The sequence below is a fragment of the Pseudomonas sp. LjRoot277 genome, from assembly GCF_964253845.1.
Taxonomy (GTDB): Bacteria; Pseudomonadota; Gammaproteobacteria; order Pseudomonadales; family Pseudomonadaceae; genus Aquipseudomonas.
This window is the reverse complement of record NZ_CAXURI020000001.1, coordinates 355,829-370,988: the sequence shown is the minus strand read 5'-3', so window position 1 is coordinate 370,988 and position 15,160 is coordinate 355,829. Positions and strand designations below refer to the sequence as shown.

Annotated in this window: 16 protein-coding genes and 1 pseudogene; 5 read left to right on the top strand and 12 right to left on the bottom strand. The window is 60.4% G+C overall.

The window, feature by feature from the left end:
- Positions 1 to 53 precede the first annotated feature (53 nt).
- Together ACSQ87_RS01750 and ACSQ87_RS01745 are read right to left on the bottom strand one after the other, a co-directional pair.
- Positions 54 to 635 carry a mechanosensitive ion channel family protein gene (locus ACSQ87_RS01750; protein ID WP_223429520.1) on the bottom strand — a complete coding sequence of 194 codons (582 nt, stop codon included), beginning with the start codon at positions 633 to 635 and terminating at the stop codon, positions 54 to 56.
- Entirely contained in the window at positions 635 to 2,545 is a 1,911-nt protein-coding gene (locus tag ACSQ87_RS01745; protein WP_033060660.1) for an ATP-binding cassette domain-containing protein, read from the bottom strand. Before ACSQ87_RS01745 ends, ACSQ87_RS01750 begins: the two co-directional genes overlap by 1 nt.
- Before the next feature lie 50 nt (positions 2,546 to 2,595).
- On the opposite strand from ACSQ87_RS01745, the gene ACSQ87_RS01740 reads away from it, so the two are divergent.
- Positions 2,596 to 3,060 (top strand): TIGR02444 family protein, encoded by a 465-nt coding sequence (locus tag ACSQ87_RS01740; protein WP_436273244.1) that lies wholly within the window; start codon positions 2,596 to 2,598, stop codon positions 3,058 to 3,060.
- On the opposite strand, the gene ACSQ87_RS01735 is transcribed toward ACSQ87_RS01740, so the two are convergent.
- Positions 3,057 to 4,181 (bottom strand): AlgP family protein, encoded by a 1,125-nt coding sequence (locus ACSQ87_RS01735; protein WP_436273243.1) that lies wholly within the window; start codon positions 4,179 to 4,181, stop codon positions 3,057 to 3,059. The two genes, ACSQ87_RS01740 and ACSQ87_RS01735, sit on opposite strands and share 4 nt — an antisense overlap.
- 192 nt (positions 4,182 to 4,373) lie before the next feature.
- Between ACSQ87_RS01735 and ACSQ87_RS01730 the strand changes: the two genes are divergently transcribed.
- Positions 4,374 to 5,039 carry an FKBP-type peptidyl-prolyl cis-trans isomerase gene (locus ACSQ87_RS01730; protein ID WP_436273242.1) on the top strand — a complete coding sequence of 222 codons (666 nt, stop codon included), beginning with the start codon at positions 4,374 to 4,376 and terminating at the stop codon, positions 5,037 to 5,039.
- A gap of 63 nt (positions 5,040 to 5,102) precedes the next feature.
- Here the strand turns inward: ACSQ87_RS01730 and ACSQ87_RS01725 are convergent, their stop codons facing one another.
- The 8 genes and pseudogenes from ACSQ87_RS01725 to ACSQ87_RS01690 form a co-directional block, all read right to left on the bottom strand.
- Positions 5,103 to 5,561 (bottom strand): Rsd/AlgQ family anti-sigma factor, encoded by a 459-nt coding sequence (locus ACSQ87_RS01725; protein WP_033053386.1) that lies wholly within the window; start codon positions 5,559 to 5,561, stop codon positions 5,103 to 5,105.
- 179 nt (positions 5,562 to 5,740) lie between these two features.
- Positions 5,741 to 6,292 carry a disulfide bond formation protein B gene (locus ACSQ87_RS01720; protein ID WP_223429524.1) on the bottom strand — a complete coding sequence of 184 codons (552 nt, stop codon included), beginning with the start codon at positions 6,290 to 6,292 and terminating at the stop codon, positions 5,741 to 5,743.
- 230 nt (positions 6,293 to 6,522) lie between these two features.
- The gene (locus tag ACSQ87_RS01715; protein WP_436273241.1) at positions 6,523 to 7,761 is read right to left on the bottom strand and encodes a heme biosynthesis protein HemY; all 1,239 of its coding nucleotides are present in this window, start codon (positions 7,759 to 7,761) and stop codon (positions 6,523 to 6,525) included.
- Positions 7,758 to 8,912, bottom strand: a complete 1,155-nt coding sequence (locus ACSQ87_RS01710) for a uroporphyrinogen-III C-methyltransferase (RefSeq protein ID WP_436273240.1) — start codon at positions 8,910 to 8,912, stop codon at positions 7,758 to 7,760. Before ACSQ87_RS01710 ends, ACSQ87_RS01715 begins: the two co-directional genes overlap by 4 nt.
- A gap of 16 nt (positions 8,913 to 8,928) precedes the next feature.
- Positions 8,929 to 9,696: a uroporphyrinogen-III synthase gene (locus tag ACSQ87_RS01705; protein WP_436273239.1), complete on the bottom strand. Its 768-nt coding sequence runs from the start codon at positions 9,694 to 9,696 to the stop codon at positions 8,929 to 8,931.
- Positions 9,693 to 10,634 carry a hydroxymethylbilane synthase gene (gene hemC / locus ACSQ87_RS01700; RefSeq protein ID WP_056738742.1) on the bottom strand — a complete coding sequence of 314 codons (942 nt, stop codon included), beginning with the start codon at positions 10,632 to 10,634 and terminating at the stop codon, positions 9,693 to 9,695. Before hemC ends, ACSQ87_RS01705 begins: the two co-directional genes overlap by 4 nt.
- Positions 10,635 to 10,772: 138 nt before the next feature.
- Entirely contained in the window at positions 10,773 to 11,519 is a 747-nt protein-coding gene (locus ACSQ87_RS01695; RefSeq protein WP_046045093.1) for a LytR/AlgR family response regulator transcription factor, read from the bottom strand.
- A pseudogene (locus tag ACSQ87_RS01690) lies at positions 11,516 to 11,835 on the bottom strand (sensor histidine kinase); the annotation flags it as partial. The pseudogene ACSQ87_RS01690 and the gene ACSQ87_RS01695, both read right to left, overlap by 4 nt.
- A 143-nt stretch (positions 11,836 to 11,978) precedes the next feature.
- Between ACSQ87_RS01690 and argH the strand changes: the two are divergent.
- Positions 11,979 to 13,373 carry an argininosuccinate lyase gene (argH, locus tag ACSQ87_RS01685; RefSeq protein ID WP_010465079.1) on the top strand — a complete coding sequence of 465 codons (1,395 nt, stop codon included), beginning with the start codon at positions 11,979 to 11,981 and terminating at the stop codon, positions 13,371 to 13,373.
- 119 nt (positions 13,374 to 13,492) lie between these two features.
- Here the strand turns inward: argH and ACSQ87_RS01680 are convergent, their stop codons facing one another.
- On the bottom strand, positions 13,493 to 14,152 hold the full coding sequence (locus tag ACSQ87_RS01680) for a glutathione S-transferase family protein (protein WP_436273238.1): 660 nt from the start codon (positions 14,150 to 14,152) through the stop codon (positions 13,493 to 13,495).
- A gap of 124 nt (positions 14,153 to 14,276) precedes the next feature.
- Between ACSQ87_RS01680 and ACSQ87_RS01675 the strand changes: the two genes are divergently transcribed.
- Together ACSQ87_RS01675 and ACSQ87_RS01670 are read left to right on the top strand one after the other, a co-directional pair.
- The gene (locus ACSQ87_RS01675) at positions 14,277 to 14,573 is read left to right on the top strand and encodes a hypothetical protein (protein WP_046045090.1); all 297 of its coding nucleotides are present in this window, start codon (positions 14,277 to 14,279) and stop codon (positions 14,571 to 14,573) included.
- A 215-nt stretch (positions 14,574 to 14,788) separates the two neighbouring features.
- The gene (locus tag ACSQ87_RS01670) at positions 14,789 to 15,034 is read left to right on the top strand and encodes a TIGR02647 family protein (RefSeq protein WP_008150272.1); all 246 of its coding nucleotides are present in this window, start codon (positions 14,789 to 14,791) and stop codon (positions 15,032 to 15,034) included.
- Positions 15,035 to 15,160: the final 126 nt, after the last annotated feature.

The window sequence follows — 15,160 nt, the reverse complement described above, 5'->3', positions numbered from 1 at the left end:
ACCGATTTTTTGCAGGACAGAACAGCTGCCGACCAGCGTGGTCGGCATTTCGGCTACTTTTCGAAACCGTTGGAAGGGAATACATCGCTGCCGCGCCAGCGTCGAACCGAGCGCTGGAAGAACAGGCTATTGGGCACTTGCACCATGGCGCTGCCGGTACCGAGTTCTTCGGCTTCGATCAGCGTGGTGTAGAGCAGATTGATCGCAACGACCCGGCCTTTGACGCCAGGCTTGTCGGTGGTGTCCACCAACTCGACCACGTCACCGAGGCGGAACGGGCCGACGGTGAAGATCAGGATTGCGCACAACAGATTCGAGAGCACGCTCCACATGGCGAAGAACGCCACTGCCGCTACCGCGACAAACCCGGACAACGCGGTCCAGAGCACCGTCGCCGATACCCCGAGGCGTTCCAGGACGAAGATCAGCGCGCTGCCCATGATCAGCCAGCGCAAACCACCACGCAGCGGCATCAGAAATTGTGGCGGAAACGGATAGCGCTCGCCCAGACGCGTCAGGCACTTGGCCACGAAGCGCTGAGCGATGTAGCCCGCCAACAAGATCAGCAGGATTTGCCCAAAGAGCCACAGAGGCTCGATCCACACGGCAGGCAATGGCAGCTTGAAGGCTTCCATCAAGACAGCGCCTCCAGCTCCGCCTGCATGCTTTCAAGCAATTCCAGCGCTTCCATCCAGGCTTCTTCCAGCTCGGCTTCACGGACCTTCAGCTTGGCCTGTTCGGCCAACAGATCACGCAAGTCGTTTTTGCGCGCTGGCTCGTAAATGTCGCTGTCGCCGAGGCTGGCATCGATCTTCGCCAGTTTCTCGTGCAGTTTGCCCAGCTCGGCTTCGAGCTTGTCAGCCTCGCGCTTGTGCGGTGCCAGTTGCTGACGCAACGCGGCCGCCGCCTGGCGCTGGGCCTTCTTGTCGGTCTTGTCCGGATTGACCGGCGTATTGCTGACCGGGGCGTTGCGCTGACGGTAGTCCACCAGCCAACGGGTGTAGTCTTCCAGGTCGCCGTCGAATTCCTCGACCTTGCCGTCCGCCACCAGATAGAAATTGTCGGTGGTGCTTTTGAGCAAATGGCGATCGTGGGAGACCACCAGTACCGCGCCGCTGAACTCCTGAAGGGCCATGGTCAGCGCGAGGCGCATTTCCAGGTCCAGGTGGTTGGTCGGTTCGTCGAGCAGCAGCAGGTTCGGCCGGCCCCAGGCGATCAACGCCAGCGCCAGACGGGCCTTTTCGCCACCGGAGAAGTTCAGCACCGGCTCATCGATCCGCGCGCCGCGGAAGTCGAAACCACCGAGGAAGTCGCGCAGGGTCTGCTCGCGCTCGGTCGGCGCCAGGCGCTGCATGTGCAGCAATGGGCTGGCCTTGGAGTCGAGTGAGTCCAGTTGATGCTGGGCGAAGTAGCCGACGACGGTGTTCTCGCCACGGGTCAGTCGGCCGGACAAAGGCTCGAGTTCACCGGCAAGGTTTTTGATCAGGGTCGATTTACCGGCACCGTTCGGGCCGAGCAAACCGATCCGCGCACCGGGAGTCAGTTGCAGCTTGACCTTCTCCAGCACGGCTCTCTCGCCGTAACCCAGTCGGGCGTCGGAGAGGTCAATCAACGGGCTGGAGATTTTCACTGATTCGCGGAAAACGAAATCGAATGGCGAATCGACGTGGGCGGCGGACAGTTCTTCCATCCGCTCCAGCGCCTTGATCCGGCTCTGGGCCTGACGGGCCTTGGTGGCCTGGGCCTTGAAGCGGGCGATGTAGCTTTCCATGTGCGCACGTTGCGCCTGCTGCTTCTCGTAGGCCTGCTGTTGCTGGGCCAGGCGTTCGGCACGGGCGCGTTCGAAGGCGCTGTAACCACCGCGATACAGGGTGATCTTGCGCTGATCGACGTGGGCTACGTGATCGACTACGGCATCGAGGAAGTCCCGGTCGTGGGAAATCAGCATCAAGGTGCCGGGATAGCTTTTGAGCCATTCTTCGAGCCAGATGATGGCGTCGAGGTCCAAGTGGTTGGTCGGTTCGTCGAGCAACAACAAGTCCGAGGGGCACATCAAAGCCTGCGCCAGGTTCAGACGCATCCGCCAACCACCAGAGAAATCTCCTACCTGGCGATCCATCTGTTCATTGGTGAACCCAAGGCCGGCCAGCAACTTGCGGGCCCGGGCGTCGGCGGTGTAACCGTCGGCGCTGTCGAGTTCCGAGTGCAGCCGGGCCTGAGCGGTACCGTCATGGGCCGCTTCGGCTGCGGCGAGGTCGCGTTGCACCTCGCGCAGGCGCAGGTCGCCATCGAGCACATAGTCGACCGCCACCCGATCGAGAGTGTCGATCTCCTGGCGCATGTGGGCGATGCGCCAGTCCGCCGGCAGGAAGCAATCACCCGAGTCCGGGTGCAGGTCACCCAGAAGCAAGGCGAACAGGCTCGATTTGCCGGCGCCGTTGGCACCGATGAGGCCGGCTTTGTGGCCGGCGTGCAGGGTCAGCTCGGCGTCTTCTAGCAGACGTTGCGGGCCACGCTGTAAAGTCAGGTTCTGAAGTCGAATCATAATGGCGGCGGAGTCTACCAGCTTCGCTCGCAACTGGCGCGAGTAGCACTATGTCCTCTGACCTGTGGAGCTTTTCCCTTAGTACTTACGCCCGTCCCGGCGTTGAACCCGCATGCCTGCGATTGCAGTCGGCGGGTATCAATGTGTGCTTGCTGCTCTGCGGGCTGTGGCTGGGAGAACGTGGCGTCGCCTGTAACGAACACCGATTGCAGCGACTGCGTAGCGTGGCCGAGCCGTGGGATGCAGACGTGGTGCGCCCGCTGCGAGCCTTGCGGGTGAATTGGAAAGTCGTCGCCGCCGACGATGGCGAACTGAATGCTTTGCGCGAGCAAGTGAAGGCACTCGAACTGGAGGCCGAGCGACATCTGTTGGTGCGACTGGAACGAGCGGCGTTGAGTTGGCCGCAGGGTGAGGAGACCGATCTATCGGCCTGGCTGGAAGGTGTAGCGGCAGACACCGCCCACCTGCACCGCGACGCGCTGCATCAGCTGCGCGTCGCGGTAAGCAGCACTTAGGAAGCGCTGGTTGGGGTGGTTGCTGCGATCGATGCGGCGGCCGGCGTTGGCGCTGGCGTGGCTGTCGAGGTGGCTGCTGCTAAAGCAGACGTTGCTGCCGGAGCCGGGTTGGCTGGCTTGGCAACTGGCGCGGCAGCCGGCTTGGCAACTGGCGCGGCGGCCGGCTTGGCGGCAACCGGTTTTTTCACTGCTGGTTTTGCAGCTGGCTTGGCGGCTGGTTTTGCAGCCGGTTTGGCAGCGGCAGGTTTGGCGGCTGGTTTCGCTGCAGCAGGTTTTGCAGCAGCAGTTTTGGCAGCCGGTCTGGCTGCAGCTTTTGCAGCTGGCTTGGCAGCAGTTTTAGTCGCGACTGATTTCGCGGCAGGCTTGGCAGCAGGTTTCGCAGCGGCTGTTTTTGCAGCCGGTTTTGCGGCCGGTTTGGCAGCTGCTTTCGCCGCTGCAGTTTTCGCCACCGCCGGTTTGGCAGCAGCAGTTCTTGCAGCCGGTTTAGCGGCAGCTGTTTTGGCAGCGGCTGGCTTGGCGGCAGGTTTGGCGGCGGCTGTTTTTGCAGCCGGTTTTGCAGCGCTAGCAGCGACTGGTTTTTTTGCCGCAGGTTTAGCGGCAAGTTTTGCTGCGGCTTTCACCGGTGCTTTGGCAGCCGGTTTGGCAGCAGGCTTGGCCGGTGCTTTTGCAGCAGCCGGTTTGGCAGCGGCTTTCTTGGCAGGAGCCGCAGCAGGCTTGGCCGAACGCAGGGACAACGCCTTGCCGACAGCCTCTTGTACACGACCGACGCCCTGGGCCAGTTTCAGGCTTTCTTGAGCATCGCGCTTGAGTTGCAGAATGTAGCTGCGAGTTTCGGATTGACGATCCTTGAGGGCATCGAGCAGGTCCTCAAGCTCCTTCACCGCGCCCTTGGCTTTGGCTTGTGCCTTGGCCTTGCCGGCCGCCGCAGCGTCCTGCAATTTGGTACGGGAGTTGTGCAGTTTTTCTTGCGCTTTTCCGCGTTGCTTTTCCAATTTGGCGAGCAGTTTTTCAGCATCAGCCAAGGCTTGGGAACAAGCGTTTTCCAGATGCTCGAGCAAGCTGCCCGAGAGTTGTTGGAGTAAGTGCAACGGAGTATTTACAGGCTTCTTGGTGGCCGACATGGTTTACCTCCTGGCTGACGTGGGTGCGGCTCATACTAGACCTCTGCTGCTACCGCCGCTAGGGCATGTTGACAGTATCCAAAGCGCGACGTTGCAACGGATTGAAATTCTTCTGCGCCTGCGTAAAACCAGTTCACCGTAGAGCACATTCACACTGGCATAATCCCCCGCATCTCAGGTTGGAGAGTGCCCATGTCGCGCTACCTTTTTTTATCACTGTGCGTGTTTTTTTCTGTGGCCCAGGCCGCCGAAAAAACCAAAGAAAATGACACTCATGATCTCTCTTACAGCCTGGGCGCGAGTCTGGGCGAACGCCTGCGCCAGGAGGTTCCAGATCTGCAACTTCAGGCGCTGATCCAAGGCTTGCAACAAGCCTATCAAGGCAAACCCCTGGCGCTGAAAGATGAGCAGATCGAACAGATTCTTGCCGAGCACGAAGCCCAGGTCGCCTTGCAACCGACCCTGCCGCAAAGCGAAGTCGCCCTCGAAAAAGAGCAGGCTTTTCTCGCCGAGGAAAAAGCCAGACCGGGCGTTCGTGAGCTGGCCGATGGAATATTGCTGACGGAGTTGGCGCCAGGCACTGGCGCCAAAGCTGGCCCCAACGGCAAAGTCCAGGTGCTGTATATCGGTCGCCTTCCCGACGGCACGGTGTTCGATCAGAACAGTCAGCCGCAGTGGTTCAGTCTCGACAGTGTGATTAGCGGATGGCGCAGCGCGTTGCAGCAAATGCCGGTCGGTGCGAAATGGCGCCTGGTGATTCCATCGGCCGAAGCCTATGGCGCCGAGGGTGCCGGCGACCTGATTGCGCCGTTCACACCACTGGTATTCGAAGTCGAATTGCGCGGTGCCACAAGCTGAATACCGGACACGAAAAACGGCGCGCATAGCGCACCGTTTTTGGAGGTCTTGCAGGAAGGGGGTTCAAGCCTGAACCGGGTCCTCTTCCTTGTGAGCGGTGTGCAGCACTTCGATCAGGCAGTCTTCCAGTTCGAAGCGCTCGTGCAACAGGCCACCCAGTTCTTTGAATTTCTCTGCCACGCACTGACCTGCATCACACAGGTCATTGAACGCGAGCAGCTTCTCGGTGATGACGTCGATGCGAGGGTAGATGGTCTCGGCCAACTCCAGTCCGCGAGTGTCACCAAAGGCCTTGGCTTCGCCGGTCAGCTGTTCGTAGATCTCGAAGTGCCCGGCAGACACGTAATCTACCAGCACGCCGCAGAACTCCTGCAACGGCTTGCGGTTCTCACCCAGCGCCTCAGGCTTGGCGCCGAGAGCATCATAGGCCCGAACCAGTTCGTGACGCTCCTGCAACCAGCGATCGATCAGCAGATGCACTCCACCCCAACGTTCCTGAGCATTCTGACAACTTTCGAGCATGGTGATCTCTCTTCCCTTGTGGGTCATGCTGCCCTACACCCGTCGCCACACTTGAAGGTCAAGTATCGGCCAGGCAGAGCGTCATTCGAGCAACATAATTCCAATGACACGTGCGGGCCAGATTATGCCCGCGCGACAATGGCTTCAAGGTACGCAGGAGATAAAGTTCATACAAGTGTTTAATCACCCGCCAGCGCCCGGTGCGACGAACCGCCGTTGAGCGGTCGCAGACAGGCTTTCCAGACAACGCGCAGCAGCTGATAAATTCCCAGAATTGTCATCGCCATGAAGAACAGCAGACTCCATTCAGGAATGCTCAGGTCGAACAGTGTCCAGGAAATCTCCGCGCACTCCGCCTCCCCTTTAAACATCTGTGTCACCTGGCAAAACCAGGGCATGTCCTCGTACTGAACAGCCAGATTAGGCGGGCACGTCAACAGCTGATGCGCTGGATCGCTCTGCAGCAATACCTGCCGCCACGCCGTGACCGTACCCGCCAGACTGCAAAACAGCCCGAGCAGCCAATACAGGAAAGACCCGAAGCGGCCCGGCCCATGCACCGAAGCCACCAGGCAGATACCCGTGAACAACGCGAGGCAAAAGCGCTGCAACAGGCACAACCCGCAAGGCTTGAGGCCGACCGCATATTCCAGGTAATAGGACACGCCCAGGGCCAGGGCACCTGCAATGAAAGCCATGAAAAACAAGGAGCGTGAGCAGGCCAAAGACATGGCATTTCCGTAACAGTAGAGACAGGCGGTTACGGTAGAGGAAAGCGCTGCAGCCTTTCAAGGCAGGCCAGCGGGGACACTTCAACAGAAGTGTAGGGAATTCCCGACAGGAACGAGAGGATTAGGTGTAGTCCTCTGTAGGACTCTGCCGTTGACGGACTACAAAGGTAAAATTCCGGCAGTTTGCAGGCGACGGGATCGCTCCTTCGAAGCGACCCGTCGTCCACTCTTCAAGCATGAACAGGAACCGGCAACGGTGCCGCCAGCAAGCGCTCGTCCAACAAGCCCAAGCCCTCCTGGAACAACTGATTGCTGCGTTCTGTGTCACCCAGCTGCGCCAGCAGCCGCGCCAGTTCCGCGCAGGCTTCCGGGTTGCGCTGCACTCGCAGGCTGCTCTCCAGATAGTCCCGGGCCTTGCCCCAAAGGCTGCTTTGCAGACACAAGCGCCCCAAGGTCAGCAACAGGCTTGGGTCGGCCGGATGCTCCTTGAGCCAGCCCTCGGCGGTGTGCAGTTGACGTGCCGGATCACTGCCGCGAACGAGTCCGTAGAGGCGCGCCAGATGACTGTCGTAGTTGCGCTTGAGCGCCGTTCGCAGGATCTCCTCGGCCTCGACCTGAGCACCCAGTTGCCGAAGTTGCTCGGCATAAGCGAGCACCAGTTGCGGCTCCTGACGCTGAGCTGAGGTCAACTGCTGCCAGGCGCGATTGAGCGATTGCAAGCCTACCGTCCCGTCTTCTTCCTGATGCGCCGCCAGGGACAGGTTCTCACCCCAGGCCCGGCGTTCCAGTTCGACCAGCTCGGCCGGCGGCAGGACCTTGTCCTTGCGTAGCTCCGGCAGCAGACGAATCACCGCCGACCAATCGCCCCGCTGTTGGTGCAAGCGCTGCAACTGGCGCAAGGTCTGGACGTTGCGAGGATGACGCTCGTGCATGGCTTGCAGGGTCACCAGGGCGCCTTCGGTATCGCCGCGGTCAGTCTGTAATTGCGCGTGGCTAAGGGCAATCGCCAACTCTGCCTGGGGTTGTCGCTCCAGAGCGCGCTCCAGCAGGTTGTCGCTTTCCTCGTATTGACCTTGTTCGTTCGCGGCCCGGGCAGCGCCGAGGTAGTAAAGCAAAGGCTGGCGCTCGGCTTCCGCTGCCCGATGCAGATGACGCTGCGCACTGGCCCAGCGACCTTCGGCCAGATCCAGCTGACCGTGTTCAATCGCCACCTGCACACGGCGACTGCGATTGCGTCGCGACCAGGGATTGACCACACCGCTGGAGGTCGTCACCAATTCGATCAACGCCTTGATGCCCCAGAACACCAGCCAGAGCACGGCGACCAACGCCAGGGTTGCCCACAGGCTCGACTCATAGCGAAAGCTTTTGTAGGCGATCAGCACGTAACCGGAATGCTCGGCAATCGCCAGCCCCAGCGCGGCAGCCGCGGCGATTACCAGGAAGATGATCACATAGAGGCGCTTCATGGTGCTGCCTCCTGAGCGGTGTCCGAGGCAGGTTTGGCCATCGGTTTGATTGAGTCCTCGGCGTTGACATTACGCCGCTCCAGATACCCCTGAACCGCACTCAGCGTGCCGGTCAGGTCTGGCGTGACAACGGTGACCGGTTGCTTGCTCAACTCGCCAACCTGCTCAAGCATCACTTTGCTCTGAGGGTTGTCCGGGTTGAAGTTGCCCTTGAGCACGTCCCGCGCCTCGGCAAGCGCCTGGGTATAAACCGCGGCCTGGCCATTGAGCGCGGCCCATTGCGCCTGCTCCAGCGCCAGGCTCAGAGCCAGGCGCACCTGGCTCAGGCTCTGCCCGGCCAGCAACGGACGCACATTCTTGTCGGCATTGAAGTCGATGCGGATGTAGCGCGAGACCTGATCCCACCATTGCGCCCAGCGACTGGCGCCGTCGCCATCGGCGGTGAGCCCCAGCAGGGATTCACCACGATCCTTGTACTCGGGCGCCAGCTCGGTGAGGCTGATCACCTGATCGCGCAGCGCCCCAAGTCGCAGGAACAGACCGGTGCGATCCGGCTGTTGGGTGCTACGCAATGCCACCAACGTTTTGGCCACTTGCTCGCGAGCGGCAAAAGAGCCCGGGTCGTTCTGTTCGCGCAGAATTTCATCGGCGCCCTGCACCAAAGCCTGGGCACTGCTGATGTCCTGCAACGCGGAAAGTCGCAGGCTGGCCAGACGCAGCAGATGCTCGGCCTCGGCCAGGCGCCAATCCTTGCGGCTGGCGCCGAGAACCGTTTCCAGACGTTGATTCAAGCGTTGCTGATCGCCTTGAAGTTGAGTAACCAAACGACTGCGTGCATCGAGCTCGGCGGCGGCAGGCATTTGTTCCAGGCGAGCAGTCAGGCGTTGTTCATTGAGCTTCAGGTCCTGCGCCTGATCGTTCAATGCCTGGACCTGACTCAACTGCAGTTGAGTATTGGCTTGCAGGTGACGCACCTGCCAGACTCCCCAACCACCCACCGCAACACCCGCAGCGCCCAGCAGCAGCGCGACGATTGCCAGCCCATTGCCTCGGCGCTGCACTGCAGCAGGTGGCCCGGTTTCAACCGGTGCTTCAACCGGTGCATCGAGCACTGGCTGGACGTCATCTTTAGGCAAGGCTGTTTCGCTCACGTATCCATCCTTTGCATTAGAGAACGGGTCCGGGATGCTCCCGTAACGCCGTCAGCAAAGCCGCGGCACTGGCGCCACGACAATCCACAACTGTTTGGGCCCCGGCGGCACGTGCCAGCTCGGCGACCCTGGGGCTTGGAACAAACAACGGCAACCGCGCCAATTGCGGCCAGGCATCGCCGGCCAATTGATGCAGGTGCTCAAAACCCTGCCCACTGCTGACCACCAGCCCGTTCAAGCGTTCCGCTTCGATCAGGTCAGGCAGCGCTGCCGGCGGGTAGTGCGGCAGGTCGCGGCGGTACAACTCCAGATACTCGACACTAGCACCAAGCTCGCGCAAACGCTCAGCCAGCAACTCGCGCCCACCCTCCCCGCGCATGATCAGCACGCGTGGATCGGGCCGTGCGATTGCCTCGCGCAACTGAGGAAGTTCAAGCAAGGCTTCGCTGTCATCGCCATCCACCGGGAAGCTGATGTCCAACCCGCGATCCTCGAGGATCTGCGCGGTGGCTGCGCCCACGCTGAACCACTTCAAACGAGGGGGTTGCGGCCGATACCGGTCGAGCAGATCCACGGCAATTCTGGCGGCCGGCTTGCTGACCACGATCACCGCGCAGTAGCGATCCAGCCCCAGAATCACCTCGCGCATTGTGTCAGAGGCAGGAATCGGCTCGATCTCCAAAAGCGGCAAACTGCTGCTGAAAATCCCCTTTTCGGTCAAAAAACTGCTCAGCGCCGCCGACTCATCCGCGGGACGCGTCAGCAGCAGGCGCCAGCCCGTCACTCGTGACCTGCCTCGCCGTAGACTGCTTTCAGAATGTCGTTGGCGCCTTGACTCAGCAGGTCTTCAGCCACTTGCACGCCCAGGGCCTCGGCGTCGCTGCGTGGCGCACGAGCCTCGGCGCTGAGCAGCAGACCGCCGTTCGGATCACCGACAAGACCACGCAACCAGATCTGCTCGCCTTCAAGCACCGCATAGCAGGCGATGGGCACTTGGCAGCCGCCATTCAAATGTTTGTTGAGAGCACGTTCGGCGGTCACGCGGATCGCAGTGTCCTGGTGATGCAGCGGTGCCAACAGCGCGTGAATTTCGCTGTCGACGCTGCGGCATTCGATGCCCACCGCGCCTTGGCCACCGGCCGGCAGACTGTCGTCGACACTGATGGCCGAGGTAATCCGATCTTCAAAGCCGAGACGAATCAGGCCGGCAGCAGCGAGGATAATGGCGTCATATTCGCCGGCATCGAGCTTGGCCAGGCGCGTGTTGACGTTGCCGCGCAGGAAGCGAATCTCCAGGTCCGGACGACGGGTCAGCAACTGGGCCTGACGGCGCAGGCTGGAGGTGCCGACGATGCTGCCTTGCGGCAATTCGTCCAGGCTGGCGTAGGTGTTGGAAACGAAGGCATCACGCGGGTCTTCTCGCTCGCAGATGCAAAACAGACCGAGGCCTTCAGGAAAGTCCATCGGCACGTCTTTCATCGAGTGCACGGCGATGTCGGCTTCGTTTTCCAGCAGCGCGGTTTCCAGTTCTTTGACGAACAGGCCCTTGCCGCCGATTTTCGACAGTGGCGAGTCGAGCAACTTGTCACCGCGACTGACCATGGGCACCAACGTCACGAGCAGACCCGGATGGGCCTCTTCCAGACGGGCTTTGACGTATTCGGCCTGCCACAGGGCGAGTGCACTTTTACGGGTGGCGATGCGGATTTCGCGAGAGGACATGGATCAATCCGTACTGAATAGATACGGCGGATAATAACAGCTCAGCCAAATCCACTTTGACTTGTATCAGGTATTGCCTGGCCTCCCTGGCCCCGGATGTCCGGCAATCGGGTGTGAAATACGCCTGTGAGCGGCGAATTAAAGCTGCTGCATCATTTTGCGCACGCCGGCCACATGCCGTCGGCTGACGATCAGGGCGTCGCCGTTCAAGCCTTTGAGGAACAGCTGAAAATGCCCCAGAGGCGTGCGTTGCAGGCGTTCGATGCGTTCGCGGGCGACCAGCGCGTTGCGGTGGATTCGCACGAAGCGATCGCCAAATTCATCTTCAAGGGCCTTGAGTGGCTCATCCAGCAGCACTTCGCCGCCTTCGTGGCGCAAGGTCACGTATTTGTGATCCGCAATGAAGTAGACCACCTGTCCCAACGGGATCAATTCGATACCTTTACGGGTACGGGCGCTGATGTGGCTGCGCGGGCCGCTGCCACTTTCGGCGGCGGGACGGGTCAGGGCCGCGAGCTGGACGCGATTGGGCCGCTCGGCTTTTTTCAACGCTTCATGCAATTGTTCTGTACGCACAGGTTTCACCAGATAGCCTACGGCGCTGGCCTGTAAGGCTTCCACGGCAAATTCATCGGGCCCTGTGCAAAACACCACGGCGGGCGGGGTTTCGCGTTCGCACAATCGTGCAGCCACTTGCAGGCCATCGAGGCCCGGCATGCCGATATCGAGCAGCACGATATCGGGTTTGTGGCTGTCGATCAGAGCCAACGCCTCATCGCCGTTCGTGGCGCTAGGCTCCAGGACACTGTATCCCTCGAGTTCGCCAACCATTCGGCTCAGGCGCTCGCGGGCAAGGGGTTCGTCATCAACGATCAGGACATTCATATTGCGCTGGATTCCTGCGTGAGTCTCGCACAAGGATAGCGTAGACAGGTGAAGTGACGTCCGTCACCGCGATCCACGCTAAGACTAGCGCGAGGGCCAAAAAGTGCCGCCCGACCGACGGCTAAATTTTTATCTGTCGTGCGTTTGGCGGCCCAGGCCCGCGTTGGCGAGGCATCGCCGTAGGGTTTGTTGATACACAATATGAACACCCCCTCTTCTTATAGTCAGCTGCAGCGTCTGGAAGTGCGCTGATCCTACTGTCCAACTGTAGACGGTTGCCGGCACGATATTGCTCAATTGAAAAATATCGTTGCGCGAATCCCCTCGGCGTTGATTCGAGTATGGACCGCCGCCTGAGAAAAAAACGTATCGACCAGTGTCAGCGACAGGATTGGCAACCCTGTTATTATCCGCGACAGCTTTCTACGCCATCTTTCTTCAGCCGACACGAGCGAATTCATGAGCACTGACAAGACCAATCAGTCCTGGGGCGGCCGCTTCAGTGAACCCGTCGACGCCTTCGTCGCCCGCTTCACCGCCTCCGTCACTTTCGACCAGCGCCTGTATCGCCACGACATCATGGGCTCGATCGCTCACGCCACAATGCTGGCCAAGGTCGGCGTGCTGACCGATGCCGAGCGCGACAGCATCACCGATGGCCTGAAGACCATCCAGGGTGAAATCGAGGCCGGCCAGTTCGACTGGCGCATCGACCTCGAAGACGTGCACATGAACATCGAGGCGCGTCTGACCGACCGCATCGGCGTCACCGGTAAAAAGCTGCACACCGGTCGCAGCCGTAATGACCAGGTCGCCACCGACATCCGCCTGTGGCTGCGTGACGAGATCGACCTGATCCTGAGCGAAATCACCCGCCTGCAAAAAGGCTTGCTGGAGCAGGCCGAACGCGAAGCCGGCAGCATCATGCCGGGCTTCACTCACCTGCAAACCGCGCAGCCGGTGACCTTCGGGCACCACATGCTGGCCTGGTTCGAAATGCTCAGCCGCGACTACGAGCGCCTGGTCGACTGCCGCAAACGTACCAACCGCATGCCACTGGGCAGCGCCGCACTGGCGGGCACCACCTACCCGATCGACCGCGAATTCACCGCCCAACTGTTGGGCTTCGACGCTGTTGGTGGTAACTCACTGGACAACGTGTCCGATCGTGACTTCGCCATCGAGTTCTGCTCGGCCGCGAGCATCGCGATGATGCACTTGTCGCGCTTCTCCGAAGAGCTGGTGCTGTGGACCAGCGCGCAGTTCCAGTTCATCGATCTCCCGGACCGTTTCTGCACCGGCAGCTCGATCATGCCGCAAAAGAAAAACCCGGACGTTCCAGAGCTGGTGCGTGGCAAGACCGGCCGCGTATTCGGCGCGCTGATGGGCCTGCTGACCCTGATGAAAGGCCAGCCACTGGCCTACAACAAGGACAACCAGGAAGACAAAGAGCCGCTGTTCGACGCCGCCGACACGTTGCGCGACTCGCTGCGGGCCTTTGCCGACATGATCCCGGCGATCAAACCCAAGCACGCGATGATGCGTGAAGCAGCCCTGCGCGGTTTCTCCACCGCCACCGACCTGGCCGACTACCTGGTTCGCCGCGGTCTGCCGTTCCGTGACTGCCACGAAATCGTTGGCCATGCCGTGAAGTACGGCGTGGAAAGCGGTAAAGACCTGGCGGAAATGAGCCTGGAAGAACTGCGCAAGTTCAGCGACCAGATCGACCAGGACGTGTTTGCCGTGCTGACCCTGGAAGGCTCGGTGAATGCCCGTGACCATATCGGCGGGACTGCGCCGGCACAGGTCAAGAAGGCTGTGGCTCGCGGTCAGGCATTGCTCGCCAGCCGCTAAACCGCCAAAAGCTTCGCGAGCAAGTCGAATCGTCGCACCGCCGCTCCCACATTTGGAATGCGTTCTCCCTGTGGGAGCGGGCTTGCTCGCGAAAGCGGTCTTGAAGACGCTGCAAAAACCTACTTCTTGGACGCGACCATCGCCAAAAACGCAGGCATTGCCGCTTCCTTGTCCTTTGCAATCCGCTGCACATTCGGATTCTGCCCCAGACGCTCCAGCAGCGCCTTGGCCGCCGGCATCTCGGCCAGCAAATCCAGGTCAAACAGCTTCTGCGCCACCGCACAGGCCAGCGGCACGCTGTAGAGGAAATACAAATCCGCAATGCTCAGGCTGTCGCCTGCCACATAAGGGGCGAACTTGCCGTGCCTGCCCAGTGAGGCAAACCCCAGCAGCAACTCGGCTTTGGTCTTGTCCTTGATCGCATCCGGCACCGTCATGCCGAAAAATGCTTCGCCGTAGCAGGCTCGCCCCGGCAATTCGATGTACAGCTCGATTTCCTTGGCCAGTGCCAGGACCTGCGCCCGCTCAAAGGGATCGCTCGGCAACAGCCGCGTGCCTTTCTGGCTGTGCTCGAGGTATTCGAGAATCACGCTGGTTTCGTTGACGAAACCCTGTTCGACGCCCAGCACCGGCACCTTCCCGCGCGGGCTGATGGCTAACGCCTCGGCGCTCGGCCCCGGGTAAAACAGCACCTCTTCAAACGGCAGTCCCTTCTCGAGCAACGCCAGCTTGACCATGTTGTAGTAGTTGCTGACGGAAAATCCATAAAGCTTGAGCATCACATAGCCTCCAGGCCGTGCGGGGTTGGCAGGTGCCTCTTATAGAACGCCGCGACGTTTCTTGCCAGCAGCATCACAGCGCTGAATGCAGGTAAACTGGCCGCCTTAACTTGAGGAGCCTGCCATGAGCGAGCCAACCCCCGGCATCAACAACGACGACATCGACGAAGAAGAGTTCGCCGAAAACACCCTGGTCGAAGCCATCGAAAACCAGATCGAAAGCGACAACCCGCCAGCCGCCAAGGCGACCTTCAACAAGCTGACATTGGTGGGTTACGAGCGTGAAGAAATCCTCAATCTGATGGCCCACGTTCTGGCGGTGGAAATCGACGCGATCCTCGAAGAAGACCGCGCGTTCAACACCGAATGGTACGAAGCTGCGTTGCGTGCATTGCCAGAGTTGCCGCCGGAAAAGAAATAAAATCAAAGATCGCACCTGCTGAAGGTTGCGATCTTTTTCATTTCAGACAACCGTTTCTCAGACCCTGACTACACTGTATCCACCCCGCTGCCGCACCACCCACCGGGGAATGCTTCCCAAGGCGAAAAAACCCTGTCGCGAGCACTGGACATGCCGCCCGAGTGGGATCACCTTAGGGACGCTGTCGTCCAATTCCTAGAAAGTCTGGAGTCCTTATGTCGCTTACCCCTGAGTTGGTTGCCGAACTGGAAATCCTCGCACTCTTCAACCTGGACAGTTCCCAGGAAGGTTTGAAAATTCATCAGACCGCTGCCCCGAAAGCCATTGCCGCCGCCCAACGCCTGTTCGACAAAGAACTGATCACTCAGCCCGATGGCGGTTATCTGACCAGCCTGGGCCGTGACGCCGCGCAAAATGTGCAAACCGTTCTGACCATTCTCAACGTCCGGGAAACTGCCTGAGCATTACCGTAGCGCCCACGGAAACCCCTGCTACGGGATTTCCGCGGGCACATTTCGTTACCTGCCCTGTTGCCTGCCGTCGCCCCGCGATAAAAATCTGACGCCAGAAAAACAAAATCAGCTTAA

Bases quoted from the DNA above. Each gene is read 5' to 3' on its own strand.
- argH (WP_010465079.1), top strand. From the start codon at position 11,979: ATGAGCACTGACAAGACCAATCAGTCCTGGGGCGGCCGCTTCAGTGAA.
- ACSQ87_RS01715 (WP_436273241.1), bottom strand. From the start codon at position 7,761: ATGAAGCGCCTCTATGTGATCATCTTCCTGGTAATCGCCGCGGCTGCC.
- ACSQ87_RS01675 (WP_046045090.1), top strand. From the start codon at position 14,277: ATGAGCGAGCCAACCCCCGGCATCAACAACGACGACATCGACGAAGAA.
- ACSQ87_RS01680 (WP_436273238.1), bottom strand. From the start codon at position 14,152: ATGCTCAAGCTTTATGGATTTTCCGTCAGCAACTACTACAACATGGTC.
- ACSQ87_RS01740 (WP_436273244.1), top strand. From the start codon at position 2,596: ATGTCCTCTGACCTGTGGAGCTTTTCCCTTAGTACTTACGCCCGTCCC.
- ACSQ87_RS01670 (WP_008150272.1), top strand. From the start codon at position 14,789: ATGTCGCTTACCCCTGAGTTGGTTGCCGAACTGGAAATCCTCGCACTC.
- ACSQ87_RS01750 (WP_223429520.1), bottom strand. From the start codon at position 635: ATGGAAGCCTTCAAGCTGCCATTGCCTGCCGTGTGGATCGAGCCTCTG.
- ACSQ87_RS01725 (WP_033053386.1), bottom strand. From the start codon at position 5,561: ATGCTCGAAAGTTGTCAGAATGCTCAGGAACGTTGGGGTGGAGTGCAT.
- ACSQ87_RS01745 (WP_033060660.1), bottom strand. From the start codon at position 2,545: ATGATTCGACTTCAGAACCTGACTTTACAGCGTGGCCCGCAACGTCTG.
- ACSQ87_RS01720 (WP_223429524.1), bottom strand. From the start codon at position 6,292: ATGTCTTTGGCCTGCTCACGCTCCTTGTTTTTCATGGCTTTCATTGCA.
- ACSQ87_RS01695 (WP_046045093.1), bottom strand. From the start codon at position 11,519: ATGAATGTCCTGATCGTTGATGACGAACCCCTTGCCCGCGAGCGCCTG.
- hemC (WP_056738742.1), bottom strand. From the start codon at position 10,634: ATGTCCTCTCGCGAAATCCGCATCGCCACCCGTAAAAGTGCACTCGCC.
- ACSQ87_RS01730 (WP_436273242.1), top strand. From the start codon at position 4,374: ATGTCGCGCTACCTTTTTTTATCACTGTGCGTGTTTTTTTCTGTGGCC.
- ACSQ87_RS01735 (WP_436273243.1), bottom strand. From the start codon at position 4,181: ATGTCGGCCACCAAGAAGCCTGTAAATACTCCGTTGCACTTACTCCAA.